Consider the following 25,826-nt stretch of genomic DNA (forward strand, 5'->3'; position numbering starts at 1 on the left):
CGCAACTTGTCCTCGCGGGTTGCGACGATAGGCTACTCCAGCTCCAGGATCACCTGATCGACCGCCAGACTGTCGCCCGCGCCGGCGCTGAGCTGTTTCACCGTGCCGGCTTTCTCCGCGCGCAGGATGTTCTCCATCTTCATCGCTTCCATCACCGCGAGCGGCTGCCCCGCCTCGACCCGGTCTCCCGCCGTGACGTCGAGCCGAACGAGCAGTCCCGGCATCGGCGCGATCAGGAACGTGGAGAGATCGGGCGCCACCTTCTCGATCAGGTGCGCGGCATAAGGCGCGACATGCGCGGGCAACACGCGCGCGACATGGCTCGCCCCGCGCGTGGTGAGCCGGAAGCCCGTCCGCGTCGGCGCGATGCGGACCGCGAGGCGCCGCTCGCCCGCCAGTTCGGCCTCGATCAGCCGGTCTCCCGGCGTATAGGCGATGCCGATCTCGATCGGCTCGGCGTCGACCCGAATGGCGTTCGGAGAGACATGGACCGTGTGGTCGGCGCCGGCGATCCGTACCACCCAGTCGGCCGGCGGATACAGCCGCTGCCCGAGCTGCCCGTCGGTGCGACGCGCGCGATCCGCCTGCGCGGTGGCGGCGAAGGCGGCGATGGCGGCGAGCTCGCGCAACAGCTCCGGCGTGGCGGGCGCGCCGTGGAAGCCGTCCGGATATTCCTCCGCGATGAAGCCGGTGGTGAGCTGACCGGCGCGGAAGCGCGGGTGCTGCATCAGCGCGGAGAGGAAATCGATGTTGGTTCCTGGCCCCTCGATCTCGAATGCATCGAGCGCGGCGATCTGCGCATCGATCGCCGCCTCGCGGGTCGGCGCCCAGGTGATCAGCTTGGCGATCATGGGATCGTAGAACATCGAGACCTCGCCGCCCTCGGCGACGCCGTCGTCGACGCGGACGCGGACCGGCGTTTGCTCTGGCGCGGGAGGATGGTACCGCACCAGCCGCCCGACACTGGGCAGGAAACCGCGGTACGGATCCTCGGCATAGACGCGGTTCTCGACCGACCAGCCGTTGATCCCGACGTCCGCCTGCGTGAAGTCGAGCGGCTCTCCGGCCGCGACCCGGATCATCTGCTCGACCAGATCAAGGCCGGTGATCTCCTCGGTGACGGGATGCTCGACCTGGAGCCGCGTGTTCATCTCGAGAAAGTAGAAGCTCTCGCCGGTCGTGTCTGCGCCCGAGACGATGAGCTCGACGGTGCCGGCGGAATGATAGCCGACCGCGCGCGCGAGCGCGACCGCCTGCTCGCCCATCGCCCGCCGCATCGCCGGCGTGACGAACGGCGAGGGCGCCTCCTCCACCACCTTCTGGTGGCGCCGCTGAACCGAGCATTCGCGTTCGTTGAGGTAGACGATGTTGCCGTGCTGGTCGCCGAGCACCTGAATTTCGATGTGGCGCGGGCTCCCGATGAATTTCTCGATGAAGACGCGATCGTCGCCGAAGCTGGCCAGCCCCTCGCGCCTGGTCGCCTCGAACCCCTCGCGCACGTCCTGCTCGCTGTACGCCAGCCGCATGCCCTTGCCGCCGCCGCCGGCAGAGGCCTTCATCATCACCGGGTAGCCGATCTCGCCGGCGATCCGCACCGCCTCCTCGGTGTCCGCGATCTCGCCCAAATAGCCGGGCACGACGTTGACGCCCGCCTGCTTGGCAAGTTTCTTCGACTCGATCTTGTCGCCCATTGCCGCGATCGCGTGCGGCGGCGGGCCGATAAAGACGATGCCCGCCTCGGCACAGGCTTGTGCGAAGCTCTCGCGCTCGGAGAGGAAGCCGTAGCCGGGATGGATGCAATCGGCGCCGGTCTCGCGCGCAGCGAGCAGGATCAGCTCGGCCTTGAGATAGCTCTCGCTGGCCGGCGCGGGTCCGAGCCGCACCGCCTCGTCCGCCATCAGCACGTGCGGCGCGCGCGCGTCCGCGTCGGAATAGACCGCGACCGTCTTGATCCCCATCCGCTTGGCGGTGCGGAACACGCGACACGCGATCTCGCCGCGGTTCGCGACCAGGATCTTGTTGAACAACAACCTCTCCTCGCTTCTCTCCCGGTGCTGGTCGAGGACCGGCGCCGCGGGCGCGTACAATGCCAGGCGCGGCGACGATCGTCGCGCGCCCGGTGCCTCACTCCGCCGCTTCGGCCAATCGATACTCGGCCGGCATCGGCGTCACGCCGAGCTTGGCGAACAGGGCGGCGTCTTTGTCGTCACCGGCGTTGCCCGCGGTCAGAAGCTTGTCGCCGGTAAAGATCGAGTTCGCGCCGGCCATGAAGCACAGCGCCTGGGTCGCCTCCGACATGCTCTCGCGCCCCGCCGACAGCCGCACCATGCTGCGCGGCATCGTGATGCGCGCCACCGCCACCGTGCGGACGAACTCAATGTCGTCGATCTTGGCGAGCGGCGTGTCCGCCAGCATGTCGCCGAGCACCGTGCCCTTCACCGGCACCAGCGCGTTCACGGGCACGCTGCCGGGATGCTCGGGCAGCGTCGCGAGCGCGTGGACGAAGCCGACGCGATCGTCGCGCGTCTCGCCCATGCCGACGATCCCGCCGCAGCAGACGTTGATCCCGGCCGAGCGCACCGCGTCGAGCGTGTCGAGCCGCTCCTGAAAGGTCCGGGTCGTGATCACGTCGCCGTAGCGCTCGGGCGAGGTGTCGATATTGTGGTTGTAATAGTCGAGCCCCGCGGCGGCCAGCCGATCGGCCTGGTGCGGCTCGAGCATGCCCAGCGTCATGCACGTCTCCATGCCCATCGCGCGGACACCTTCCACCATCGCGACGATCGCGTCCATGTCGCGGTCCTTGGGGTTGCGCCACGCCGCGCCCATGCAGAAGCGGGTCGAGCCATTGTCCCTGGCCTGCGCCGCTTTCTGCAGCACCGCGCGCACGTCCATCAGCTTGGTCGCCTTCACGCCGCTGTCGGCACTGACCGACTGCGAGCAATAGCCGCAATCCTCCGGGCAGCCGCCGGTCTTGATCGACAGCAGCGTGGAGAGCTGTACCTGACCACGCACGTGGTGCGAGCGGTGCACGCTCTGCGCCTGCCACATCAGCTCGTCAAAGGGCAGGTCGAAGAGGGCGGCGATCTCGTCCCGCCTCCAGTCGTTGCGTACCGCGCCCGTCACTTCGTCCACCGTATCCCCTTCAACTGCTGCGTCCGCGCGCGCGTGACCTTCGCCAGACATTGCGCCTGCGCCATCGGCTGAAGCGATCCGCCCGCGAACTCAGCACCTTCTAGCACGCATTGCGCGTCGCGAAACTGCAGCCAGGCACGCTGGCTCGCGAGTGCCGCCGCGGCATAGCCGACGCCGCCGCCGCGCGAGGTGTCGGCGGCGTCACGTTTCTTCATCTCGGCGTAGAGCACGCGCCACGCCTGAGTCATTTGCGCGTCCGCCTGCTTGTACGCGGCTCCGGCCTGCTGGTTCATCTGCGCCTGGGTCTGCGCCGCGACGGGGGTGGCGACGAGCGCTAGGAGCGACAGCACGACAGTTGTCCCCGCCATCCCGCGCTTCACCCGGAATCCTGGGTACCGCCAGCGCGAAAGCCGGCGCCTACGCGGCCCGGTGGATACTGGAACAAGTCGGGGATGACCGTAGGAAATGAGGCGGCCTGCCGCATGACCGTATGGAGGGAGAGAGAACATCACGCGGCCTCCTCGCCGGGTGGCATATTGTGGCCGAGCAGGCGCAGCACCTCCTCCGCCGCCTGGATCAGGTTGGTACCGGGACCGAAGATCGCCTGCACGCCGGCCTCGCGCAACATGTCATAGTCCTGCGCCGGGATGACGCCGCCCGCGATCACCTTGATGTCGGCGCGGCCGGCGTCGCGCAAGTGGCCGATCAGCTCCGGTATCAACGTCTTGTGCCCTGCGGCGAGGCTGGATGCGCCGACCACGTCGACGTCCTTCGCCAACGCGAGTTCGCTCGCCTCCTTCGGCGTCTGGAACAGCGGCCCCGGCACCACCTCGAAGCCGAGGTCGCCGAACATGCTGCTGACGAGGTTGGCGCCGCGATCGTGGCCGTCCTGCCCCATCTTTGCGACCAGCAACCGGGGGCGACGGCCGAGCCGGCGCTCTGTCGCCTCGACGCCGCGGACGAGGCGCGCCCAGCGCTCGTCCTCGGCATAGGCGCCGCCATACACGCCCTGCACCGGTGTCGGATGCGTGCCGAAGCGGCCGAACACGTCCTCCATCGCGCTGGAGATCTCGCCAAGCGTAGCGCGTGCGCGCGCGGCCTCGACGGCGAGCGCGAGGAGGTTGGTCTCTGCGAATCCCTTCCGGGACGCGGAGGCGGCAACCTCAGGCTGACAGAGGGGGGCTTGCGCAGACGAGTCCGCCTGAGGAAGTCCCCCTCCACCATGCTGCGCATGGTCCCCCTCCCCTTGCAGGGAAGGAGTTCGCCCCGCTCGCGCGCCCTCCCGCAGCGCATCGAGTGCACGCTGGCACGCCGTCTCGTCGCGCGCGGCCTTCACTGCGGCGAGGCGCCGCACCTGCGCCTCGCGCACCGCGACATTGTCGACGTCGAGAATGTCGATCGGCGCCTCGCCCGCCAGCCGGTATTTGTTGACGCCGACGATCACGTCCTCGCCGCGGTCGACCCGTGCCGCGCGCGCCGCCGCTGCTTCCTCGATCATCGCTTTGGGCCAGCCGGCGGCGACCGCCTTGGCCATGCCGCCCTCGCGCTCGACCCGTTCGATGATCTCCCACGCGCCGTCGACCAGGCTCCTGGTCAGACTTTCCACGTAATAGCTGCCGCCAAGCGGATCGACGACCTTGGTCATCCCCGTCTCCTCCTGCAGCACGATCTGGGTGTTGCGCGCGATGCGGGCGGAGAAGTCGGTAGGCAGCGCAATCGCTTCGTCGAGCGCGTTGGTGTGGAGCGACTGGGTGCCCCCCAGCATCGCCGCCATCGCCTCGATCGTCGTGCGCATCACATTGTTGTACGGGTCCTGCTCGGTCAGCGACACGCCGCTGGTCTGGCAGTGGGTGCGCAGCATCTTGGAGCGCTCGTCCTTCGCACCGAGCTGCGTCATTGCGCGGTGCCACAGCACGCGCGCGGCGCGCAGCTTCGCCACCTCCATGAAAAAGTTCATGCCGATCGCGAAAAAGAACGACAGCCGCCCGGCGAACTTGTCGATGTCTAGCCCGCTGGCGACACCGTATTTCACATAGTCGATGCCGTCGGCGATGGTGAAGGCGAGCTCGTGGAGCTGCGTCGCCCCCGCCTCCTGCATGTGATAGCCGCTGATCGAGATGCTGTTGAACTTGGGCATCTCGCGGCTCGTATAGGCGAAGATATCCGAGATGATCCGCATGCTCGGCTCGGGCGGGTAGATATAGGTGTTGCGGACCATGAACTCCTTGAGGATGTCGTTCTGAATGGTCCCGTCGAGCTTGGCGCGCTCGACGCCCTGTTCCTCGCCCGCGACGATGAAGAAGGCGAGGATCGGGATCACCGCGCCGTTCATCGTCATGCTGACCGACATCTGATCGAGCGGGATGCCGTCGAACAGGATCTTCATGTCCTCGACGGTGTCGATCGCGACCCCCGCCTTGCCGACATCGCCGGTGACGCGCGGGTGATCGCTGTCATAGCCGCGGTGAGTGGCGAGATCGAAGGCAACCGACAGCCCCTTCTGCCCGGCCGCGAGGTTGCGGCGGTAGAAGGCGTTCGACTCCTCCGCCGTGGAGAAGCCGGCATATTGGCGGATCGTCCACGGCCGACCCGCATACATCGACGCGCGTACGCCGCGCGTGAACGGCGCGAAGCCGGGCAGGCCCGCGTCCCAGCCGGCGACATCGGCCTCCGTGTAGAGCGGCTTGACGTCGATCCCCTCGGGCGTGTGCCAGGTGAGGTCCCTGTTCTTTACCTCTTTGGCCGCGGCGACCTGCCAGTCGGCGAGCGTCGGCTGCGGCGTCGGCTCGGGCGTAGCGGCGGCGGCGCGGGTGCTGCCGGCGTCCTCGCCGAGGTTGGTCTCGATCTCGGCCATGTCAGGCGCCCTTGAAGGTGGGTGCGCGCTTCTGAAGGAAAGCAGTGCCGCCCTCGATCGCATCGGCGGTGCCGCGCATCGCGCGCTGGTCGTCCGCCTCGCGGGCGAGCGCGGTCGCGAGGTCGCTTTCCATCGCGGCGTGGAGCCCGCGCCGGATCGTGCCGAGCGTCACGGTCGGCCCGGCGGCGAGCCGCTCGGCCAGCGCGAAGGCCGCGGCGTCGAGGTCGACATCGGCGACCAGCTTGTGGATCATGCCCCAGTCGAGCGCCTTGGCGGCGAGCACCCGCTCGCCCAACAGCATCATCTCCACCGCGCGCGCGCGCCCGATCAACCGCGGCAGCAGCCAGCTCGCGCCGCCGTCGGGAACGAGCCCGATGTTGACGAAAGCCTGGAGGAAATAGGCGGTGTCGCTGGCGACGCAGAAGTCCGCGACGAGCGCGAGACTGCAGCCTATCCCCGCCACTGGTCCTCGTACCGCGCTCACCACCGGCACGCGGGCCTCGGCAACGGCGAGGATCGCGGGATTGTAGGAGTCGGTCAGTGCCGCGTGCGTCGCCGCGCCGGGATCGTCGCTGGTGAGCGCACTCGCGCCGACGTCCGCGCCCGAGCAGAAGGCGCGCCCCGCTCCTCTGAGGAGAACCGCGCGCGCACCGGCCAGATCGGCGAACGCGGCGGTGATCCTCTCGAACATCGCGGGCGGCGCGGCGTTGAGCCGGTCGGGCCGGTTCAGCGTGAGGATGAGCACGTCGCCACGCCGCTCGGTCAAGATCATCGCCGGCTCAGTCATGCGGGTCTCCGTGTGGCGTCTCCATCAGCTCGACCAGCACGCCGCCCATGTCGCGCGGGTGGACGAACACGATCGGCGTGCCATGTGCGCCGATCCGCGGTTCGCCCAGCACGGTCGCGCCCTGCGCGGTGAGATGCGCCACCGCGGCGTGGATGTCGGCCACCTCGAAGCAGACGTGGTGCTGCCCGCCCGCCGGGTTCTTGCGCAGGAAGCCGGCGATCGGCGAGTTCTCGTCGTAAGGCTGGATCAGCTCGACCTGCGTGTTGGGCGCATCGACGAAGCAGACACGTACGCCTTGCGCGGGCAGGTCGAAGGGTTCGCCGATCGCCTCGGCGCCGAGCAAGGTGCGGTACGTCTCGAGCGAGCGCTCGATCGAAGGCGTCGCGATGCCGACGTGGTTGAGGCGGCCTAGGCACAGGCGGCCGGTCATGCCGTGATCCCGGGTGGAACCGTGGTTCCGCCGCGCGACATCTCGATCATCGCCTCGATCCGCAGGACACGGCTGTCGACGGTACAGATTTTGTCGGTCAGCGCCCGCAGATCGCCGGCGGTTCGCGCCAGGTCACCCCTCATCACGTCCAGCCTCTCCTGCAGCAAGACGACGTTCTTCAACGCCGCAAGCGCATCACTGACCGCGCTCACGACCGCGCGCCCATAGGCCGCAGGGTGCGATCGACGTGCTCATGTGTCCCTTGCAGCGTATCGATCATGTGGTCGATCGAGGCACACCACTTCGGTGCCGCAATGTTGGCTTCTTCGACCAAGGCGGCGAGTTCAGCTTCCTTATCGCGCTCCTGCGCGATGTAGCGGCTGATCGCCTCGCGCACGACGTGACCGACCGACATGCCGCTTCGCGCTGCGAAGGCGTCGAAGGCGGCCTTGTGATGCGGGATGGTCAGAAAAGTGATCCGCTCGGTTTGCATCGGCACCTCTTCACATAAGCTCATGATGTGCGGGAGCACCGCTCACAAAGGGATGTTGTCGTGCTTCTTCCAAGGGTTCTCCAATGACTTGCCGCGCAGCTTGCGCAGCCCCAGCGCGATCCGGCGGCGCGTCGAGTGCGGCTGGATCACCTCGTCGACGAAGCCCTTGCTCGCCGCCACGAAGGGGTTAGCAAAGCGCGCTTCATATTCGGCGGTGCGCTCGGCGATCTCCTCAGGCGTGCGGCCGCGGAAGATGATCTCCACTGCCCCTTTCGCCCCCATCACCGCGATCTCGGCAGTCGTCCAGGCGTAATTGAGGTCGCCGCGAAGATGCTTGGACGCCATCACGTCGTACGCGCCGCCATAGGCCTTGCGCGTGATCACGGTGATCTTGGGGACGGTCGCCTCGGCATAGGCGAAGAGGAGCTTGGCACCGTGCTTGATGATGCCGTTATGCTCCTGCGCGGTACCGGGCAGGAAGCCGGGAACGTCGACGAAGGTCACGATCGGGATCTCGAACGCGTCGCAGAAGCGCACGAAGCGCGCCGCCTTGCGACTGGCGTTGATGTCGAGCACGCCCGCCAGCACCATCGGCTGATTGGCGACGATCCCGACGGTACGCCCTTCGACGCGCCCGAAGCCGCACAGGATGTTGCCGCCATGCGCCGGCTGAATCTCGAAGAAGTCGGCCTCGTCGACCACCTTCCGGATCAGCTCGTGCATGTCGTACGGCTGGTTGGCATTGGCGGGGACGAGCGTGTCGAGGCTCGGCTCGATCCGGTCCCAGGCATCGGCGGTGGGGCGCTCGGGCAGCGGCGCGCGGTTGGATGCGGGCAGGAAGTCGATGAAATCGCGCGCGGCGAGCAGCGCCTCGATATCGTCCTCGAAGGCGACGTCAGCGACGCTGGTCTTGGTGGTGTGCGTGACCGCGCCGCCGAGCGCCTCCTGCGTCACCACCTCGTTGGTCACGGTCTTCACCACATCGGGGCCGGTGACGAACATGTAGCTCGAGTCCTTCACCATGAAGATGAAGTCGGTCATCGCCGGCGAGTAGACCGCCCCGCCTGCGCACGGGCCCATGATCAGGCTGAGCTGCGGCACCACGCCGCTGGCGAGCGCGTTGCGCTGGAACACCTCGGCATAGCCGCCGAGGCTGGCGACGCCCTCTTGGATGCGCGCGCCGCCGCTGTCATTGAGACCGATCACGGGCGCGCCGACCTTCATCGCCATGTCCATGATCTTGCAGATCTTCTGCGCGTGCCGCTCGGACAGCGAGCCGCCGAAGACGGTGAAATCCTGGCTGAACACGAAGACCAGGCGCCCGTTGATCGTGCCCGAACCCGTGACGACGCCGTCCCCCGGAATCACCTGCTCCGCCATGCCGAAGTCGACGCAATTGTGCTCGACGAACATGTCGACTTCTTCGAAGCTACCCTCGTCGAGCAGCACGTCGAGCCGCTCGCGCGCGGTCAGCTTGCCCTTGGCGTGCTGCGCAGCGACGCGCTTTTCGCCACCGCCAGCCCTTGCGGCGGCGCGACAGCGTTCCAGCTCGGCGATGGTCGAGGACATGCAGCTCTCCCGTGACGTGCGGCGTCGTCCTGCCCGGCGACGCGTGCCCGCGCAAATGCGAAGTTGCGAACTTGCGAAGCATTGTCTTGCGAACTAGGCGGGAGCGATGAGGCAACGGCTCTACGCCGGCGCCGCGCTGCGCGACCTGCGCCGCACCGCCGGGCTCACGCAGCGCGCGATGGCGCAGCGATTGATGTTGTCGGTGAGCTATCTTTCGCAGCTTGAGGGCGACGAGCGTCCGCTCACCGGCGCGGTACTCGCCGCGCTGGCGCGCCACTTTCCCGCCGCACTGGCGCAGATCGAGGGCGAGGTGCCCGCCCGCCGGCTCACCGCGCTGGCGCAGGCGCTCGCCGATCCCGCGGTTGCGCCGATGTCCGCCGACGAGGTGGCGCGGCTCGCCGAGCAGAGCCCCGACCTCGCCGACCGGCTGATCGCACTCCACGCCGCCAAGCGCGCCGCCGACGCGCGTGCCGCGCTCGCCGAGGAGGCCATGACCGCCGGCGCGGGCGCACGGCTGCCATGGGAGGCGGTGCGTGACTGGTTCCACGACGCCGGCAACTATGTCGACCCGCTCGACCGCGCCGCGGAGGCGCTCGCCCGAGAGAGCGGAGGCGAGTGGGTCGAGGCGGCGCTTCGCGAACGCGGGGTGACGATCGTCACCGACCAGCACGACGATGCCCCGCTCGCGCGCTTCGACGGCGCCCGGCTGACGCTCGCCGCGGCGCTGCCCGCGGAGAGCCGGCGCTTCCTGATCGCGCATCGGCTGGCCGCCCTCGCGTTCGATGCGCCGATCGCCGCGATCGTCGGCGCCGCGCCGCTGGTGCAGGAGGAGGCGCGGCGGCTGCTCGCCACGGGCCTGGCCAATTACGCAGCGGGCGCGCTGCTGATGCCCTATGGCGCGTTCCGCGCCGAGGCGTGCCGCGTGCGCCACGACATCGACCGGCTCGCGCGCCGCTTCGCCACCAGCTTCGAGCAGACCTGCCATCGCCTCTCGACGCTCCAGCGCCCCGGTGAGGAGGGCATTCCATTCTATTTCTGCCGGGTCGACATGGCAGGCAATATCACCAAGCGGCACTCGGCGACGCCGTTGCAATTCGCCCGGTTCGGCGGCGCCTGTCCCTTGTGGCATGTCCACGAAGCCGCCGCGATCCCGGACCGCATCCTGGTGCAGCTCGCCGAGACGCCCGATGGCGCCCGCTACGTCTCGCTTGCCAAGGGGCTGGTCAAGCCGTCGGGGCAGTTCGCACGCAGTCCGCGGCGCTATGCCGTCCTGCTCGGTTGCGAGGCGCGCCACGCCGCCGACTTCGTCTATGCCGACGCGGTCGATCGCGGCGGGGCGGCGACACCGATCGGCATCAGCTGCCGTCTTTGCCCGCGCGTCGACTGCGACCAGCGCGCCTTTCCGCCGACCGACCGAGCGATCTTGGTCGACCCGGCGGAGCGCCGCGCGGTCCCGTATCGGGTGATGTGACGGGTGCGATCGGCAACGAGTAAGCGAGTGCTGGGGCCGCGGCCTGCTATGGTAGGGCGTCTCCCAGTCTTTATTCCGGATCCATTGACTTGCGAGAGTAGCGCGATCTCAGCAAGCGGCACGATGGAGCCCGGACCAAGTCCGGGATCACGGTCGGACAGAAGAGACCGGGGCTTACTCATTGATCCCAGTCAGTCCGTCGGCGCCGCAGGGAACGCCCCGCCCCGCTCGCCCGTATCCTCTCGACCACTTACCCGCGGGGGAACGCATCCATGGCGCTCAGCCCGCGCCTTTCCGGCCAGGTCGCGGCACGCGCGCATCATTCGCCCGCCGCGAAGCTGCTGCGCAAGATCGAACCGTTCTTCGCGATCGGGCAGGTCTCGGGCGGGCCGCTGCTGATCGCGTCACTGGTCGCACTGATCGCGATCAACTCGCCGTGGAGCGCGGAGTACGCGCGGCTCTGGGACCGGCCGCTGCGGATCAGCTACGGCAGCTGGGCAATCGAACATTCGGTGGCCGAATGGGTCAATGACGCACTGATGCCGCTGTTCTTCCTGATCATCGGCACCGAAGTGAAGCGCGAGTTCGTCAAGGGCGCGCTGGCGTCGTGGCAAACCGCGATCTTTCCCGTCGCGGGCGCGATCGGCGGGCTGGTGGTGCCGGTCGGCCTCTATCTCGCGTTCAACTACGCCACGCCGACGCAGCATGGCTGGGGCGTGGTGGCGGCGATGGACACTGCCTTCAGCCTTGCCATCGTCGCCATGTTCACGACGCGATTGCCGCCGGCGGTGCGTGCGGTGCTGCTGGCCTTCGCCGCCATCGACGACGTGTTCGGGTTGCTGGTGATCGCCTTAGCCTACACCGCGGCGCTGCATCCCTGGTTCCTGCTGCTCGCCGCCGCGGGCTATGGCGCCATGATCCTGCTGCTGCAGCTGCGCTGGGTTGCCCCGATCCTCTATGTCGCGTGCGGGCTGGTGGTGTGGGTCGGCGTGCTCGGGTCGGGCGTCCACCCGACCATCGCCGGCGTCGCGATCGGCCTGTTGCTGCCGACCAGCTCGCGCCTGTCGGAGAAACGCTTCGCCGAGCGCGTCCAGAAGCCGGTCGACCAGTTCAAGGCGGCGCAACGCGCCGCCGACCGCGCGAACGACGAAGAGGAGGCCGAACAGCATCGCGAGAAAGCCCAGCAGCGGCTTGGCTATCTCCACGAGATGGCGGCGGCGACCGACGAGGCCGCGGAGCGCCTCGTCCGTATCCTGACGCCTTGGGTGTCGTACATCGTGCTGCCGCTGTTCGCGCTGTCGAATGTGCGGATCCACTTCTCGGCCGCGCTGGTCGGCGACGCGCTGCACTCGCCGCTGGCGCTGGGCATCGTCGTCGGGCTCGCGCTGGGCAAGCCGGCCGGCTTTCTCGCCGCCACTTGGGCGGCGACACGGCTCGGCCAAGCGCGGTTGCCCGATGGCGTGACGTGGAACATGGTGCTGGGGATCGGCGCGGTGGCGGGTATCGGCTTCACCATCTCGCTGTTCATCGCCGAGCTCGCCTTCGCCGGCGACGAGCTGACCGAGATGGCCGCGCTGGCAGTGCTGGCGGCGTCGCTGGTGTCGGGTTTGTTCGGCTATATGGTGCTGTGGCGCGCGGCTGCCGCGGCGGAAGCCAAGGAATAGGGCTACGGTCTTTCGCGTCGGTGCGTCACGGCGACGCGCGCGCTCATGCGACGTATCGCAACAGCAACGGACTAACCCACGGCAGCACGTCCGTTCACGCCCGCTCGCACCCGATCGCGCCGGTCGCTGGTTCACCACGTATAGCTGCAGGAGCCCGCACCATGTCCGACCATCGCGCCAATGCCGACGAGGGCGCCGACCCCGCCAAGGACGTCGATCAGCAGAATAGCGGCACGACCACCGAGGACCTCGCCGCGCGCGAGGGCGCCGAGGAGGAGCCGGACGCGCTCGACGAGGACGAGCGCGACTGATCGTCGCTACGCCGCCTCCTCGTAGGGGACTCCCGCCGCAGCGGCGAGCAGCCGTTTCTCCAGCGCGCGCAGCCGCGTCCCGGGGGCCAGCTTGTCGCCGGTGAGATCGGTCAGGTAGAAGACGTCGACCGCGCGCTCGCCATAGGTAGCGACATGCGCCGAGTGGATCGTCACCTTCGACAGGAACAGCGCGTGCGCGAGCTGGTTGAGCAGCGCCGGGCGGTCGCGCGCCGCCACCTCCACCACCGTGAAACGGTTGGACGCCTTGTTGTCGACCAGCACGCTGGGCTCGATCCGGAAGGCATCGGCGCGCGCGCGCGGCAGCGGCTTGGCGCGCAACCGGTCGGTCAGCTTGCCGCGTCCGGCGAGTGCGTCCTCGATCGCGGTCTTGAGCCGTTCAAGCTGCCCGGCCTCGGCGAACGGCCGGCCGAGCGGGTCCTGGACGAGGAAGTTGTCGAGCGCCATGCCGTCACGGGTGGTGTGGATACGAGCGTCGATGATGTTGCCCCCGGCGACATGGATCGCGCCCGCGATGCGGCTGAACAGACCGGGATGGTCGGCCGCATAGACGGTGATCAGCGTCGCACCGCGCTCGGGATAGACCTGCGCGTCGATCGACAACGGCGCGTCGCCCGCGCGCGCGACGAAAGCCGCGTTGTGCGCGAGCACGTCGGCGGGCTCGGCGATCCAATAGGCCTCGGGCAGGCGATGCGCATAAGCGGCGAGTTCGTCGTCGCTCCAGCCCATGGCGTCGCGCAGGCCGTCCTGCTTCGCCAGCAGCCGCTCACCCCTGCCCTTCTGCTTGTGGCCGAGCCGCAGCACCTCCTCGGCGCGATCGTAGAGGTCGCCGAGCAGCTGGCCTTTCCAGCCGTTCCATGTCCCCGGACCGACCGCGCGGATGTCCACCACGGTGAGCACCAGCAGCAGCCGCAGGCGTTCGGGACTCTGCACCACTTCCGCGAAGTCGAGGATAGTCTTGAAGTCGGTGAGATCGCGGCGGAACGCGGTGGCGCTCATCAGCAGATGGTGGCGCACCAGCCACGCCGCCGTCTCGGTCTCCGCCGGGGTCAATCCGAAGCGTGGAGCGAGCCGCTCCGCCACCTCCGCGCCGAGGATCGAGTGATCGCCGCCACGCCCCTTGGCGATGTCGTGCAGGAACACCGCGACGTACAGCACGCGGCGTGACACGATCTGCTCGATCACCGCGCTGGGCAGCGGATGCTCGTCGGCGAGCCGGCCGTGCTCGAGCCGGCTGAGCAGCCCGAGCGCGCGGATCGTATGCTCGTCCACCGTATAATGGTGGTACATGTCGAACTGCATCTGCGCCACGACGCGCGCGAAATCGGGCACGAACTGGCCGAGCACGCTGGTCTCGTTCATCCACCGCAACGCAAGTTCGGGATCGGCCTGGCCCGCGAGCAGGTCGAGGAACAATGCGTTGGCGCGCGCGTCACGGCGAACCGTCGCGGCGAGCTTGGCGTCCCGGTTCGCGGCGCGCATCGCCAGCGGGTGGATCTCCATGCCGTGCTGCGCCGCCAGCGCGAACACCTCCACCAGCCGCACCGGGTCGGCGCGGAGATAATCGTCATCAGGCAGCGCGATCCGCCCGCTGTCGACGACGAAGCCGTTGAGCTTGCGGGGCGCGCGGCGCAGGCGCGGCAATCCGTAGCGCCGCCGCGGCGCAAAGCGCTCCTCCAGATGCGCGAGGAACAGCCCGGTCAGCGACCCCACCGCCTTGGCCTGCAAGAAGTAGAATTGCATGAAGCGCTCGACCGCGCGCTTGCCCGGTCGCGCGGCATAGCGCATCCGCTCGGCGATCTCGCGCTGATAGTCGAAGGTCAGCCGGTCTTCGGCGCGTCCCGCGATCAGATGGAGATGGCAGCGAACCGCCCACAGGAAATTGTCGGCGCGATGGAAGGCGCGATACTCCGCACGGGTGAACAGGCCGATGTCGACCAGCTCGGCGGCACGCTGCACGTCGAAGACATATTTGCCGATCCAGAACAGGGCGTGCAGGTCGCGCAACCCGCCCTTGCCTTCCTTGACGTTGGGCTCGACGACGTAGCGCGTGTCGCCCATCCGCACGTGGCGCGCGTTCCGCTCGGCGAGCTTGTCGGCGATGAACTGGCGCTCGGTGCCGTGGCGGACGTCATCGGAGAAGCGCTTGCTCGCCGCGGCGTAAAGCGTCTCGTCACCCCAGACGTAGCGCCCTTCCAGCAGCGCGGTACGCACCGTCACGTCCGCTTTCGCCTGGCGCACCATCTCGTCCAGCGAGCGGCTCGAATGGCCGATCTTCAGCCCGAGATCCCACAAGGTGTAGAGCATCGACTCGATCACCTGCTCGGCCCAGGGCGTCTGCTTCCCCGGCGTGAGGAAGCCGATGTCCACGTCCGAGAAGGGCGCCATCTCGCCGCGGCCATAGCCGCCCACCGCGATCAGCAGCAGCCGCTCCGCCGCGGTCGGATGGGCGAGCGGGTGGAGCCGCTGCGTCGTCACGTCGGCGAGCACGATCAGCAGCTGGTCGATCAGATAGGCCTGCGCGTTGGCCGCCTCGATCCCGCGCGACGGCGTCGCCTCCAGCCGACGCGCGATCTCGGCACGGCCCGCGTCCAGCGTGGCGCGCAGCAATTGGCTCAGCCCGCGTCGCAGCGTAGCGGGATCGTCGCCCGGCAGCGCCGCGGCGGCCTCGGCGAGCGCGCGACGATCAACGATCGCGCGGCGGTGCGGAAGATGATCGAAACGCCCCATCATACGGGCCAGATAGGTCAAACGCGCCGCCGCGTCGCCCCCCGACGCACCGCATGATACGCCGCCGGCCCGCGAGCTCGCCCGCGCTGCGGAAAGTCACCCGATGTCGCCGGCGCTCGGCGCTGGGAACCGAGCCGCCGAGGGCTCAGGCGAACAGCGCGTCGAACGCCCGGTCGAACTGCGGCGCCGCTGCCTTGGCGAGCAGCTTAAGCGCGTGCATGTCGGAGAAGTGCGCGATCGCCTTGGCGTCCGCCTTGTCAATCGTGCGCAGCCGCTCGCGATAGTCGGTCTCGTCCGCCATCAACGTGCCGATCGACAGCCGCTTTGCTGCGAGCAGGTCGAAGAGCTCGGTCTCGTGGAGCGCGGCGGCGGGATTGGCGATGCAGGTCTGCCGCTGCTTGGCATAATGCAGCACAGGGCCGAACTCCTCGCGCACGTCAGTGTCGACCCGGTTGAACAGAATCCGCACACGCTCGCGCGATACGCCGGCGGCCGAGAGCGCGTCGACCAGCTGGATCGTCTCCCTCTGCTCTTTGCCGCCGGACACGACCGGAACCACGAAGAAATCGATCTCCTCCTGCGCGCCCTCATATTTGATCATGCGGTCGAGGAAATCCTCTACGTTGGTGGCGCCCACGTCGATGATCGCCGACTCGAGCATCAGCAGCCTGCGGAAGAGCACGCCAAACTTCTCGCCCTTCATCGCTTCCGATTCGAGGCCGAGATCGGACGTGGTCTGGTTGACGCTCTCGATCGCGAAGATTTTCGCGCCGCCCATCCGCGGTGCGAGCAGGTGCGCGGCCACAGTCGTCTTGCCCACGGTGCCCGTATAGTTGATGACCGCCACTCTCACCCGTAATCCCCCAGATCTCGTGACGGTGGCTGCGATCCGAGATCGCCGCCGAGCGCGTGCGGACCTCAGTGTGATGCGCCCCTCCCGCCTTCGCCACACCATTTGTAGAGGGCATGGCGACGCCATGCGGCAGGTCGGCGCACATTGTGCGGCACCAAGGATCAGCCAGCTTCAATCGCAGCCATTCTCGCTCTACGCTGGGGCCATGGCGACGGACGGCGAGCACGCGCGGCGGGCACAGGCGGGGTGGGCGGCGTGGCAGCGCGGCGATCATGGCACGGCACGCGAGGCGTTCGAGGCGGTGGCCGCGGCGGGCGTCGCGACGCCGCAGCTGTGGCTGCTGCTCGCCCAGGCGCGCGCCGCCACCGCGGCCGAGCGCGCCGCCGTCGCCGCCGCGCTGGATCATGTGCTCGCGGTCGAGCCGCGCCACCGCCAGGCGCTGGTGCTGCGCGGCGACCATGCCGAGGACGATCGCGCCGCTTGTTCCTTTTATGCGCTGGCGCTGTCGGGAGCTTCCGAGACGGAACGCGCGCAGCCACTGCTGCGCGCCGCGCAGGACCGGCTCGCGGCGGCGTCGCGGCGGTTCGCCGACCATCTAAGAGCGCAGGTCGCCGCCGCCGACGCGGGCACGCGCTTCGCCGAGGCGGTGGCGCTGGTCACGGGCGAGAAGCAGCTTTACCTGCAGCAGCCGACCAGTTTCTTCTTCCCGGGACTGGCGCATCGCCAGTTCTTTGCCGCGGAGGAGTTCGACTGGGCGCCTTCGCTCGTCGCCGCCGCACCCGCCATCCGCGCCGAGCTGGAAGCGCTGATCGCCAGTGGCAGCGGCTCCGCGCCTTATGTTCAGGCCGATCCCACTCGCGCCAGCCGCGGCCACGCTTTGCTCAACGATCCGAACTGGAGCGCCTTCCACCTGCTCGAGAACGGCGTGCCTCATCCCGACAACGCGCCGCGGTGCCCGGCGACGCTCGCCGCTCTGGCGCACGCACCGCTGCCACAGATCGCCGGGCGCTCACCGATGGCGCTCTTCTCGGTGCTGCGGCCGCACACGCATATTCCGGCCCATAACGGAATGCTCAACACGCGGCTGATCGTTCACCTACCGCTGATCGTCCCCGACTATTGCCGCCTGCGTGTCGGCAATGAGGAGCGCGCCGTGCGCGCGGGCGAGCTGATGATTTTCGACGACTCGATCGAACATGAAGCGTGGAACGACAGCGACGAAGCCAGGGTGGTGCTGCTGTTCGAGGTGTGGCGGCCCGAGCTCACCGTAGCGGAACGCGCCGGGCTGACGACGCTGTTCGGCGCAGTGGGGCTCTACGAGGGCGGCCAGTAGCGCATTTCGGCGGCGCGAACCGGCAGGGAGTGGGCGTCGCTCAGCCACGCCGTGCTCCCGCGCACGCGGGAGCCCAGGCCACGAGCGCCGCGCCCTGACGCCCCGGGTTCCTGCATAAGCCGGAACACCGAACGCAGCTGCACCCTCTCTATCCCTCTCGCGCCAGCGCCTTCAGCTGGTACAAGGTATCGAGCGCCTCGCGCGGGGTGAGCGCGTCAATGTCCAGCGCCTCCACCGCGGCGCGGATCGCGTCGCACTGCGCCTCCTCCGCCTGCGCCGCGGCGGCGAACAGCGGCAGGTCGTCGAGCCCGGCCGCGAGCCCGCCGGTCTTGGCGCGCCCCGCCTCCAGCTTGGCGAGCACGGCCTTGGCGCGCTGCACCGTCGCGGGCGGCATGCCCGCGAGCCGTGCCACCGCCAGCCCATAGCTGCGGTCCGCGGGCCCGTCGGCGACCTCGTGGAGCAGCACCAGATCGCCCTTCCACTCGCGCGCGCGGACGTGGTGGAGCGACAGCGACTCGCACCGCTCCGCCAACCGCGTCAACTCGTGATAGTGCGTCGCGAACAGGCAGCGGCAGCGATTGTCCTCGTGGATCGCCTCCACCACCGCCCAGGCGATCGCGAGCCCGTCATAGGTGCTCGTTCCGCGGCCGACCTCGTCGAGGATCACGAAGCTGCGCTCGGTCGCCTGAGCCAGGATCGCGGCGGTCTCGACCATTTCGACCATGAAGGTGGAGCGCCCGCGCGCGAGATTGTCCGATGCGCCGACCCGACTGAACAACCGATCGACCAGCCCGAGCCGCGCCGCCGCGGCGGGCACATAGGCACCGGCCTGCGCCAGCACGGCAATCAGCGCGTTCTGGCGCAGGAAGGTCGACTTGCCGCCCATGTTGGGACCGGTGACGAGCCACAGCCGCGCCGCCTCGCCGCCGAGCGCGCAGTCGTTGGCGACGAAGCGGTCGCCGCTCCTCGCCAGCGCCGCCTCCACCACCGGATGGCGTCCCTCGCGCACGTCGAAACACGCGTCCTCCGCGAAAGCGGGACGCGCCCACGCCCCTTCTGCGGCGCGCTCGGCCAGCCCCGCGGCGACATCGAGCCGCGCGAGCGCGTCCGCGGTCGCGGCAATGGCCTCGCGCTGTGCAAGCGCGCCGGACGTGAGTTCTTCGAGATGCGCCGCCTCCGCGGCCAGTGCGTGCGCCCCCGCCTGGGTGACGCTCGCCGCGACCTCATGGAGCTCGGGCGCGTTGAAGCGCACGACGCCGGCGAGCGTCTGGCGGTGCGTGAAGCCTGAGTCCGCGCGCATCAGCGGGTCGGCGGCGCGCGCGGGCACCTCGATATGGTAGCCGAGCACGCCGTTGTGGCGAATCTTGAGCGCGGCGATCCTGGTCCGCTCGCGGAACGTCGCTTCCAGCGCCGCGATCGCGCGACGCCCGCCGCTGCCGGTATCGCGCAGCGCATCGAGCGCGGCGTCATAGCCCGACGCGATATAGCCGCCCTCGCTCGCCTCGATCGGCGGTGCGGGCACGAGCGCGCGCTTGAGCAGGTCGATCAGCGCGCCGTGCCCGCGCAGCCGCGGCGCCAGCTCGCGCAACAGTGCGGGGGCGGCGTCGAGCGCGCCGAGCCGCTCGCCGATGGTCCAGGCGCCGTCGAGCCCGTCGCGCAGCTGGCCGAGGTCGCGCGGGCTGCCGCGGCCTGCCGCCAGCCGGCCCAGCGCGCGGCCGATGTCGGGCAGCGCGCGCAGCGCGGCGCGGACCCGCTCGCGCAGAGCGGCATCATCGTGGAGCAGCTGGACGAGGTCGAGCCGTGCCTCGATCGCGTCACGCGCCATCAGCGGCGCGCCCAGGTCGGCGGCGAGCAATCGTGCGCCGGCGCCGGTGACGGTGCGGTCGACCGCGTCGAGCAGGCTGCCCTTGCGCTGCCCGGCCGCGGTGCAGGTCAGCTCGAGGCTCTCGCGCGTGGCGGCGTCGATCGCCATGGCGTCGCGCGCGGCGGCGAGCACCGGCGGTCGCAGGAACGGCAGCTGCCCCTTGGCGGTGTGATCGAGATAGGCGACGAGCCCGCCCGTCGCGGCAAGCGCGGCGCGGCTGAACTGGCCGAAGCCGTCGAGCGTCGCCACGCCGAACAGTCGCTTCAGCCGCGCCTCGCCCGCGCCGCTGTCGAACTCGCCGCGTGGTCGCCAAACGGTCGCGGGGACATCGCTGCCCTCGGCCGCGACCACCTCGGCCGCGCCCAAGCGCGCGAGTTCGGCATCGAGCCCGGCACGATCGCACACGATCACCTCGAACCGGCCGGTCGACACATCGGCCGCGGCGAGCGCCACCGCGCCCCCCGCCTCACCGATGGCGACGCACCAGTTGGCGGCGCGCGAATCCAGCAGGGTCTCTTCCGTCAGCGTCCCGGCGGTGACGACGCGGACGATCGCGCGCTCGACCAGCGCCTTGGAACCGCGCGCCTTGCGCGCCGCCTCGGGCGTCTCGGTCTGCTCGGCGATGGCGACGCGGTGGCCGGCCTTGATCAGCCGCTGGAGATAGGCAGTCGAGGCGTGGATCGGCACGCCGCACATCGGGATCTTCTCGCCGGCATGCTCGCCGCGCGAGGTGAGCGCGATGTCGAGCACCTGCGAGGCGACGCGCGCGTCGTCGAAGAACAACTCGAAGAAGTCGCCCATGCGGTAGAACAGCAGGCAGTCCGCCGCCTCCGCCTTCAGCGCGAGATATTGCGCCATCATCGGCGTAGGGGCGGTCATTTCTTGTCGTCCGGTGAGCGGGCGGGGACGAGTCGGGCCGTTCGGCGGCACGCATCGTTCATCGTGAGCGACCGACGCCCCGGCGCTGGCGTAACGGGCGGCTGGAAAGACTCGACATCGAACGGGGCATAGCCGGGCGGCGAGCGATCTGCCACCCGGGCGGGCCGCCGGCGCTTTGACCGCAACCCGCGGGATGCACGCCCTTGCGGCGCCGGCTACACCCGGTTGCATGCTGTACCGCACCACCATCGACTCGCCCGTCGGCACGCTCACCCTGGTCGCCAGCGATCAGGGCCTCGTCGCGGTGCTGTGGCCCGACGACGCGCCCGGCCGCGTCCGCCTCGCCGCCACCGACGAGCGTGCCGACCATCCCGTGCTCGCCGCCGCCCGGATCCAGCTGGCGGAATATTTCGCCGGCGCGCGCCGCAGCTTCGACCTGCCGCTCGCACCCAGCGGCAGCGCGTTCCAGCGCGCGGTCTGGGCCGCGCTCGCCACCATCCCGCACGGCGAGACGCGCAGCTACGCCGACATCGCGCGCGCCATCGGCCGCCCCACCGCCAGTCGCGCGGTCGGCGCCGCCAACGGGCGCAATCCGCTGCCGATCGTGGTGCCATGTCACCGCGTGATCGGCACCTCGGGCAAGCTCACCGGCTTCGCCGGCGGACTCGCCGCCAAGCAACAGCTGCTCGCGCACGAGCAACGTTGGTGAAGGTTCCCAAACGCGCCAGCCTTCCCTAGAGGAAGGGACATGACCGACGATCGCACTTCCACCGAGACGCGCCACGACCAGTTCTCCGAGCGCGAGGCGCTGCTGTTCCACTCGGAGGGACGCCCCGGCAAGATCGAGATCGTCGCGTCCAAACCGATGGCGACGCAGCGTGATCTCGCGCTGGCCTATTCGCCCGGGGTCGCCGTGCCGGTGAAGGCGATCGCCGAGGATCCGGACACCGCTTACGACTATACCGCCAAGGGCAATCTGGTCGCGGTGATCTCGAACGGCACCGCCATCCTCGGGCTCGGCAACCTCGGCGCGCTCGCCTCCAAGCCGGTGATGGAAGGCAAGGCGGTCCTGTTCAAGCGCTTCGCCGATGTCGACTCGATCGACATCGAGCTGAAGACCGAGGACGTGAACCGCTTCATCGACGCGGTCGAGCTGATGGAGCCGAGCTTCGGCGGCATCAACCTCGAGGACATCAAGGCGCCCGAGTGTTTCATCATCGAGCAGACACTGCGCGAGCGGATGAACATCCCGGTCTTCCACGACGACCAGCACGGCACCGCGATCATCTGCGCCGCCGGCCTCATCAACGCCTGCCTGCTCACCGGGCGCCAGCTCTCCTCGGTGAAGGTCGTCGTCAACGGCGCCGGCGCCGCCGCGATCGCCTGCACCGAGCTGATCAAGGCCATGGGCGTGCGCGCCGACAACGTGCTGATCTGCGACCGCACCGGCGTGATCTACCAGGGTCGCGACGATGTGAACCAATGGCAATCGGCGCACGCCGCCAACACCGATCGCCGCACGCTGACCGAGGCGCTGCACGGTGCGGACGTGTTCCTCGGCCTCTCCGCCGCCGGCGCGCTCAAGCCCGAGATGGTCAAGGACATGGCGCCCGCGCCGATCATCTTCGCGATGGCCAATCCCGAGCCGGAGATCCGTCCCGAGCTCGCCAAGGCGGCGCGGCCGGACGCCATCGTCGCCACCGGCCGTTCGGACTATCCGAACCAGGTCAACAACGTACTCGGCTTCCCCTTCATCTTCCGCGGCGCGCTCGACGTGCGCGCCACCGGCATCAACGACGAGATGAAGATCGCCGCCGCCAACGCCATCGCCGAACTGGCGCGCGACCGCGTTCCCGAGGAGGTCGCCGCGGCTTATGGCACGCGCCATACCTTCGGCCCCGACTATATCATCCCCGCGCCGTTCGATCCGCGGCTGATGGAGATGGTCTCGGTCGCGGTGGCGCAGGCGGCGATGAACTCGGGGCTCGCGCGCAAACCGATCACCGACATCAACGCCTATCGCGAGGCGCTGCGCGCGCGGCTCAACCCGACCACCGCGGTGCTGAGCCTCGCCTACGAGGGCGCCAAGGCCAACCCCAAGCGCGTCCTCTTCGCCGAGGGCGAGGAAGAGGTGGTGCTGCGCGCCGCCATCGCGTTCAAGGAGGGCGGCTACGGCACGCCGGTGCTGGTCGGGCGCGAGGACGTGTACGACAATCTGCGCGCGCTCGGCATCGAGAATCCCGAGGAATATGAGCTGCACAACAGCCGCGTCTCGCCGCTGGTGCCCAAAATGGTCGACTTCCTCTACCAGCGGCTCCAGCGCCGCGGCTTCCTGCGCCGCGAGGTGGAGCGGATGATCAACCAGGACCGCAACATCTTCGGCGCGGTGCTGCTCCAGCTCGGCGAAGCGGACGCGATGATCACCGGAGTGACGCGCCCCTGGGCGCAGTCGATGCGCGAGATCAAGCGCGTGATCGACCCGGCGCCGGGCCGCACCGCGTTCGGCATCCACGTGCTGGTGGGCCAGTCGCACACCGTCTTCATCGCCGACACGACGGTGAACGAGCGCCCCAATGCGGAGGAACTCGCCGACATCGCCGAGCAGACCGCGACTGTGGCGCGTCAGATGGGGCACGAACCGCGCGTCGCCTTCCTGAGCTATTCCACCTTCGGCAACCCGACCGGCCAGTGGCTCGACAATATCCGCGAGGCGGTCAACGTGCTCGACCAGCGCCAGGTGAGCTTCGAATATGAGGGCGAGATGGCACCCGACGTCGCGCTCAACCCCAAGCAGCTGGCGAACTACCCGTTCGCGCGGCTGTCGGGGCCGGCCAACATCCTCGTCATGCCGGGGCTGCAATCGGCCAACATCTCGGCCAAACTGCTGCGCGAGCTGGGCGGCGACGACATGATCGGGCCGATGCTGGTGGGCATGGAGAAGCCGGTGCAGATCGCGCCGATGACCTCCACCGCGAGCGAGCTGGTGACGCTGGCGGTGCTCGCCGCGGGCGGCATCGCGCGCTGAGCCGCGACGCCGGCGCGTGGGTCGCGCCGGCGGGTCGAGCCGTGGCGCTGGACCGGGCGCCGGGCGCCGGGCGCTCCAACATGCCTCAACATTGGCGGGCTGCACCGGCGGCCGGCTCCAACATTCCGCAACATTCGCGGCCGGGGCCGCCCGCGCTTCCAACATTCCTCAACATTCGCGCGCCCCGCTGCGCCCGCGCTGAAAATGGCACGTGCTTGATCCTGCGCCGCTTCGCTCGGCCAACCGCGACGTCACCGAGCGCGAATGTTGAGAATGTTGAGACGCCGGCGCGTGTGTCGCGGCACGCGCGGCGATCGTCATGAGAACAGGCGACGGCGCGCGCGCCGACGATGAGACAGAGCGTCGACGTTCCTGCCACATTGCGCGCGGTGTAGGACAGACCGGCACCGTCCGATCCCCTCTCCGACCACAAGCGCGCTCAGGCGCACGCAGGGGCCGAGAGCCACGCGTATCACGCTCGCGGCCCGGGCGCCGGCATACGCCCGAGCACGGTTTCGCCGGGATGAAGCCGACCGTAGCGCCTGACTCATCCAAGCTGAACCACAAGCGTGCTCCGGCGAACGCCGGATACGGGGGCCAACAAGGTTGCGCCTGTGGCTCTGCGCTCCCGCATGCGCAGGAGCGCGGATCAGCGTGGCAAGCCAGACCCTAGCGCGTGCTCGCGAACCAGGCGGTGGCGTCCTCGCCGTAGAGCAGCACGATCGCCAGCGCCTCGACGCCGAGCTGGACCGCCGAGGCGGCGACGACGAGCGCGTCTTGATCGGGCAGCGGCGCGACCAGCCCCGCGCCGCGCAGGAAGGCGAGGCTGGTGGCTACGCTGAGCAGCCAGCGCCACGCCAATGCCCCGCGCGCGCCGCGGCTGGCGCCGAACACCACCAGCATCATCAGGAACAGCGCCAGTCCCAGGCCCGCGGTGCGGATCAGCTGAATGCGCGTCATCAGCGTCGCCGCCGCCTCGGGTGGCAGCTCGAACGCGAAATGCATCGTGCTGGTGAGCTGATAGGCAAGCGCCGCGGAGAGCAGCAGGCTAAGCGCGAACAGCGCCGCGAACAGCCGGATCGACAGATGATGCGCCACAAAGGATCTTTCCGCGCTTCGACGAGCGGGGAGCGATAGCGTCAGGGCGCTACCGCTCCCTTAACGCGAGCCAGATGCTCGCGCCGCCAGGAGCGGATAGCTGCCTGAGCGGAGACCGACACGCTCACGGCAACAGCAGCGACGCATCCCCGTAGCTGTAGAAGCGCGATCGCGTGCGCATAGGCCGCCTGCATGCGATCGAGCCCCATCAACGCCGAGACCAGCATGAACAAATTCAGCTTAGGCCGGGGAAAAGGCGAGGATTTCCAAGCCCTCTAGCTTGCTCTAGCACCTCTTTTGTCCACTCTCCCACCAAGTTCCTAAACGCGCCGCTTGCACCCTGAGGCACGCGCCCAACCGGATACACTTTAGCTCGATAACTCGTCTGAAAGTGGCCCACAGCCCGCCACTCAAAGGTAGAGCGGCCAACCGGCGATCGAGCGAGTGGAGGCAACGTGCAGGACCGATACGCAGGCGACATCGGCGTCTTCGTGAAGCTCGCGATATTCCGGTCCTTGGCCGATGGCCCTCGGCTTGCCGTCCTATAGTGTTCGTACCCGAACGAGATTCACAACGAAGACGGTAGGCCCTGTCACTAGCTTCTGCAGGAAGCAAGCCACGCTGCGATGCGGGTCGGCGCTGGTGCCGGCAGTGACGGCGGGCGTGAACTGCATATCCAGCATATCACGAAAGAGATCGACATACTGTTTGCGTCCAATCACCAGGCTTTTTCGGCAGACGGCTTGCGCCGCCTCTCAACTCCGGACGCGCATTTTTGTGTCTCCGGCTTGGCTTAGGAGCTTTCAACAGCGGCTCTCGAGGCAAGCGCGCCTCGCGCCGGCCGGATTGCTTCGGCATGAAGCCGGCGATCTCGCATTTACGAGTTCCGCCAAAACGCTTCTAAACGGCGACGCTCCACACTTTGCTTGAAGTATCCACTTCCTGCGTCATGACCATTCACCGGCGTTGAAGCGGCGGATAAGCTCTTGGCAAGCCTCCATGACAAAGAGCGCCGCGCCGTCGGCTACGTAGATGGCGGCCTGCTCCTGATTGGCGGCTCGGACGTGCCACACAACCGCCGGCTCGACGGCCAACCTCGAGCCATCCTGGGCAATGAGCTCGATCATAAGCGGGAGCGCGCTGGTCTCACAGCCGCCCACGCTTACATCTGGGAAGCCGCCAATACCGATCAATTGTGGCCGGATGACTCGACGCGAGCCGTCTTTAGCAATCATAATTGCGTTATTGAGCTGCGCGTCTGCCAAAAGCTCTTGTATGTGACCGCGCAAAGGTTCATGTCTCCACAATCGTTGAC

Annotated in this window: 20 protein-coding genes and 1 pseudogene; 6 read left to right on the forward strand and 15 right to left on the reverse strand. The window is 68.9% G+C overall.

The genetic code is table 11. The annotated features are described in order from the left end of the window. Positions 1-32 precede the first annotated feature (32 nt). The 9 genes from ACMGDM_RS01925 to ACMGDM_RS01965 form a co-directional block, all read right to left on the reverse strand. Entirely contained in the window at positions 33-2,030 is a 1,998-nt protein-coding gene (locus tag ACMGDM_RS01925) for an ATP-binding protein (protein WP_436802450.1), read from the reverse strand. A 94-nt stretch (positions 2,031-2,124) separates the two neighbouring features. Beyond that, positions 2,125-3,183 (reverse strand): biotin synthase BioB, encoded by a 1,059-nt coding sequence (gene bioB, locus ACMGDM_RS01930; protein WP_436802451.1) that lies wholly within the window; start codon positions 3,181-3,183, stop codon positions 2,125-2,127. After that, a complete protein-coding gene (locus ACMGDM_RS01935; RefSeq protein ID WP_436802452.1) occupies positions 3,120-3,482 on the reverse strand; it encodes a lysozyme inhibitor LprI family protein in 363 nt (120 codons plus the stop codon). Before ACMGDM_RS01935 ends, bioB begins: the two co-directional genes overlap by 64 nt. Before the next feature lie 158 nt (positions 3,483-3,640). Beyond that, complete coding sequence (scpA, locus tag ACMGDM_RS01940) at positions 3,641-5,986, reverse strand: methylmalonyl-CoA mutase (protein WP_436802453.1); 2,346 nt, start codon at positions 5,984-5,986, stop codon at positions 3,641-3,643. Between the two features lies 1 nt (position 5,987). Then, complete coding sequence (locus tag ACMGDM_RS01945) at positions 5,988-6,773, reverse strand: enoyl-CoA hydratase-related protein (RefSeq protein WP_436802454.1); 786 nt, start codon at positions 6,771-6,773, stop codon at positions 5,988-5,990. Continuing rightward, positions 6,766-7,203: a methylmalonyl-CoA epimerase gene (mce, locus tag ACMGDM_RS01950; protein WP_436802455.1), complete on the reverse strand. Its 438-nt coding sequence runs from the start codon at positions 7,201-7,203 to the stop codon at positions 6,766-6,768. The genes ACMGDM_RS01945 and mce overlap by 8 nt, the downstream gene beginning before the upstream one ends. Next, positions 7,200-7,415 (reverse strand): hypothetical protein, encoded by a 216-nt coding sequence (locus ACMGDM_RS01955; RefSeq protein ID WP_436802456.1) that lies wholly within the window; start codon positions 7,413-7,415, stop codon positions 7,200-7,202. The genes mce and ACMGDM_RS01955 overlap by 4 nt, the downstream gene beginning before the upstream one ends. Beyond that, the gene (locus tag ACMGDM_RS01960; protein WP_436802457.1) at positions 7,412-7,696 is read right to left on the reverse strand and encodes a hypothetical protein; all 285 of its coding nucleotides are present in this window, start codon (positions 7,694-7,696) and stop codon (positions 7,412-7,414) included. Before ACMGDM_RS01960 ends, ACMGDM_RS01955 begins: the two co-directional genes overlap by 4 nt. A gap of 42 nt (positions 7,697-7,738) precedes the next feature. Then, a complete protein-coding gene (locus tag ACMGDM_RS01965) occupies positions 7,739-9,265 on the reverse strand; it encodes an acyl-CoA carboxylase subunit beta (RefSeq protein ID WP_436802458.1) in 1,527 nt (508 codons plus the stop codon). 106 nt (positions 9,266-9,371) lie between these two features. On the opposite strand from ACMGDM_RS01965, the gene ACMGDM_RS01970 reads away from it, so the two are divergent. From ACMGDM_RS01970 to ACMGDM_RS01980, 3 genes are all read left to right on the forward strand, one after another. Beyond that, a complete protein-coding gene (locus ACMGDM_RS01970) occupies positions 9,372-10,736 on the forward strand; it encodes a helix-turn-helix domain-containing protein (protein ID WP_436802459.1) in 1,365 nt (454 codons plus the stop codon). Between the two features lie 272 nt (positions 10,737-11,008). Beyond that, positions 11,009-12,400 carry a Na+/H+ antiporter NhaA gene (gene nhaA, locus ACMGDM_RS01975; RefSeq protein WP_436802460.1) on the forward strand — a complete coding sequence of 464 codons (1,392 nt, stop codon included), beginning with the start codon at positions 11,009-11,011 and terminating at the stop codon, positions 12,398-12,400. A gap of 161 nt (positions 12,401-12,561) precedes the next feature. Beyond that, positions 12,562-12,711, forward strand: coding sequence for a hypothetical protein (locus ACMGDM_RS01980; protein WP_436802461.1), 150 nt, complete (start codon positions 12,562-12,564; stop codon positions 12,709-12,711). Between the two features lie 6 nt (positions 12,712-12,717). Here ACMGDM_RS01980 and ACMGDM_RS01985 read toward each other — a convergent pair whose 3' ends face one another. Both ACMGDM_RS01985 and stbB read right to left on the reverse strand, forming a co-directional pair. Then, on the reverse strand, positions 12,718-15,462 hold the full coding sequence (locus tag ACMGDM_RS01985) for a [protein-PII] uridylyltransferase (protein ID WP_436802462.1): 2,745 nt from the start codon (positions 15,460-15,462) through the stop codon (positions 12,718-12,720). Between the two features lie 142 nt (positions 15,463-15,604). Continuing rightward, positions 15,605-16,312: a StbB family protein gene (stbB, locus tag ACMGDM_RS01990; protein ID WP_436802463.1), complete on the reverse strand. Its 708-nt coding sequence runs from the start codon at positions 16,310-16,312 to the stop codon at positions 15,605-15,607. 205 nt (positions 16,313-16,517) lie between these two features. Between stbB and ACMGDM_RS01995 the strand changes: the two genes are divergently transcribed. Further along, entirely contained in the window at positions 16,518-17,645 is a 1,128-nt protein-coding gene (locus ACMGDM_RS01995) for an aspartyl/asparaginyl beta-hydroxylase domain-containing protein (protein WP_436802464.1), read from the forward strand. A 148-nt stretch (positions 17,646-17,793) separates the two neighbouring features. Here ACMGDM_RS01995 and mutS read toward each other — a convergent pair whose 3' ends face one another. Beyond that, positions 17,794-20,370: a DNA mismatch repair protein MutS gene (gene mutS / locus ACMGDM_RS02000; protein ID WP_436803610.1), complete on the reverse strand. Its 2,577-nt coding sequence runs from the start codon at positions 20,368-20,370 to the stop codon at positions 17,794-17,796. Between the two features lie 247 nt (positions 20,371-20,617). Between mutS and ACMGDM_RS02005 the strand changes: the two genes are divergently transcribed. Then, positions 20,618-21,097 carry a methylated-DNA--[protein]-cysteine S-methyltransferase gene (locus ACMGDM_RS02005; protein ID WP_436802465.1) on the forward strand — a complete coding sequence of 160 codons (480 nt, stop codon included), beginning with the start codon at positions 20,618-20,620 and terminating at the stop codon, positions 21,095-21,097. Positions 21,098-21,136: 39 nt separating this feature from the next. After that, a complete protein-coding gene (locus ACMGDM_RS02010; protein WP_436802466.1) occupies positions 21,137-23,413 on the forward strand; it encodes an NADP-dependent malic enzyme in 2,277 nt (758 codons plus the stop codon). A 669-nt stretch (positions 23,414-24,082) separates the two neighbouring features. Here the strand turns inward: ACMGDM_RS02010 and ACMGDM_RS02015 are convergent. The 3 genes and pseudogenes from ACMGDM_RS02015 to ACMGDM_RS02025 form a co-directional block, all read right to left on the reverse strand. After that, positions 24,083-24,511, reverse strand: coding sequence for a hypothetical protein (locus tag ACMGDM_RS02015; protein WP_436802467.1), 429 nt, complete (start codon positions 24,509-24,511; stop codon positions 24,083-24,085). Positions 24,512-24,635: 124 nt separating this feature from the next. Next, a pseudogene (locus ACMGDM_RS02020) lies at positions 24,636-24,750 on the reverse strand (S-adenosylmethionine:tRNA ribosyltransferase-isomerase); the annotation flags it as partial. Between the two features lie 708 nt (positions 24,751-25,458). Further along, the gene (locus tag ACMGDM_RS02025) at positions 25,459-25,776 is read right to left on the reverse strand and encodes a hypothetical protein (protein WP_436802468.1); all 318 of its coding nucleotides are present in this window, start codon (positions 25,774-25,776) and stop codon (positions 25,459-25,461) included. Positions 25,777-25,826: the final 50 nt, after the last annotated feature.

This window comes from Sphingomonas larreae (assembly GCF_051400595.1).
Taxonomy (GTDB): domain Bacteria; phylum Pseudomonadota; class Alphaproteobacteria; order Sphingomonadales; family Sphingomonadaceae; genus Sphingomonas.

Bases quoted from the DNA above. Each gene is read 5' to 3' on its own strand.
- bioB (WP_436802451.1), bottom strand. From the start codon at position 3,183: ATGTCTGGCGAAGGTCACGCGCGCGCGGACGCAGCAGTTGAAGGGGAT.
- scpA (WP_436802453.1), bottom strand. From the start codon at position 5,986: ATGGCCGAGATCGAGACCAACCTCGGCGAGGACGCCGGCAGCACCCGC.
- ACMGDM_RS01945 (WP_436802454.1), bottom strand. From the start codon at position 6,773: ATGACTGAGCCGGCGATGATCTTGACCGAGCGGCGTGGCGACGTGCTC.
- mce (WP_436802455.1), bottom strand. From the start codon at position 7,203: ATGACCGGCCGCCTGTGCCTAGGCCGCCTCAACCACGTCGGCATCGCG.
- ACMGDM_RS01960 (WP_436802457.1), bottom strand. From the start codon at position 7,696: ATGCAAACCGAGCGGATCACTTTTCTGACCATCCCGCATCACAAGGCC.
- ACMGDM_RS01965 (WP_436802458.1), bottom strand. From the start codon at position 9,265: ATGTCCTCGACCATCGCCGAGCTGGAACGCTGTCGCGCCGCCGCAAGG.
- ACMGDM_RS01970 (WP_436802459.1), top strand. From the start codon at position 9,372: ATGAGGCAACGGCTCTACGCCGGCGCCGCGCTGCGCGACCTGCGCCGC.
- nhaA (WP_436802460.1), top strand. From the start codon at position 11,009: ATGGCGCTCAGCCCGCGCCTTTCCGGCCAGGTCGCGGCACGCGCGCAT.
- ACMGDM_RS01980 (WP_436802461.1), top strand. From the start codon at position 12,562: ATGTCCGACCATCGCGCCAATGCCGACGAGGGCGCCGACCCCGCCAAG.
- ACMGDM_RS01985 (WP_436802462.1), bottom strand. From the start codon at position 15,462: ATGATGGGGCGTTTCGATCATCTTCCGCACCGCCGCGCGATCGTTGAT.
- ACMGDM_RS01995 (WP_436802464.1), top strand. From the start codon at position 16,518: ATGGCGACGGACGGCGAGCACGCGCGGCGGGCACAGGCGGGGTGGGCG.
- mutS (WP_436803610.1), bottom strand. From the start codon at position 20,370: ATGATGGCGCAATATCTCGCGCTGAAGGCGGAGGCGGCGGACTGCCTG.
- ACMGDM_RS02005 (WP_436802465.1), top strand. From the start codon at position 20,618: ATGCTGTACCGCACCACCATCGACTCGCCCGTCGGCACGCTCACCCTG.
- ACMGDM_RS02010 (WP_436802466.1), top strand. From the start codon at position 21,137: ATGACCGACGATCGCACTTCCACCGAGACGCGCCACGACCAGTTCTCC.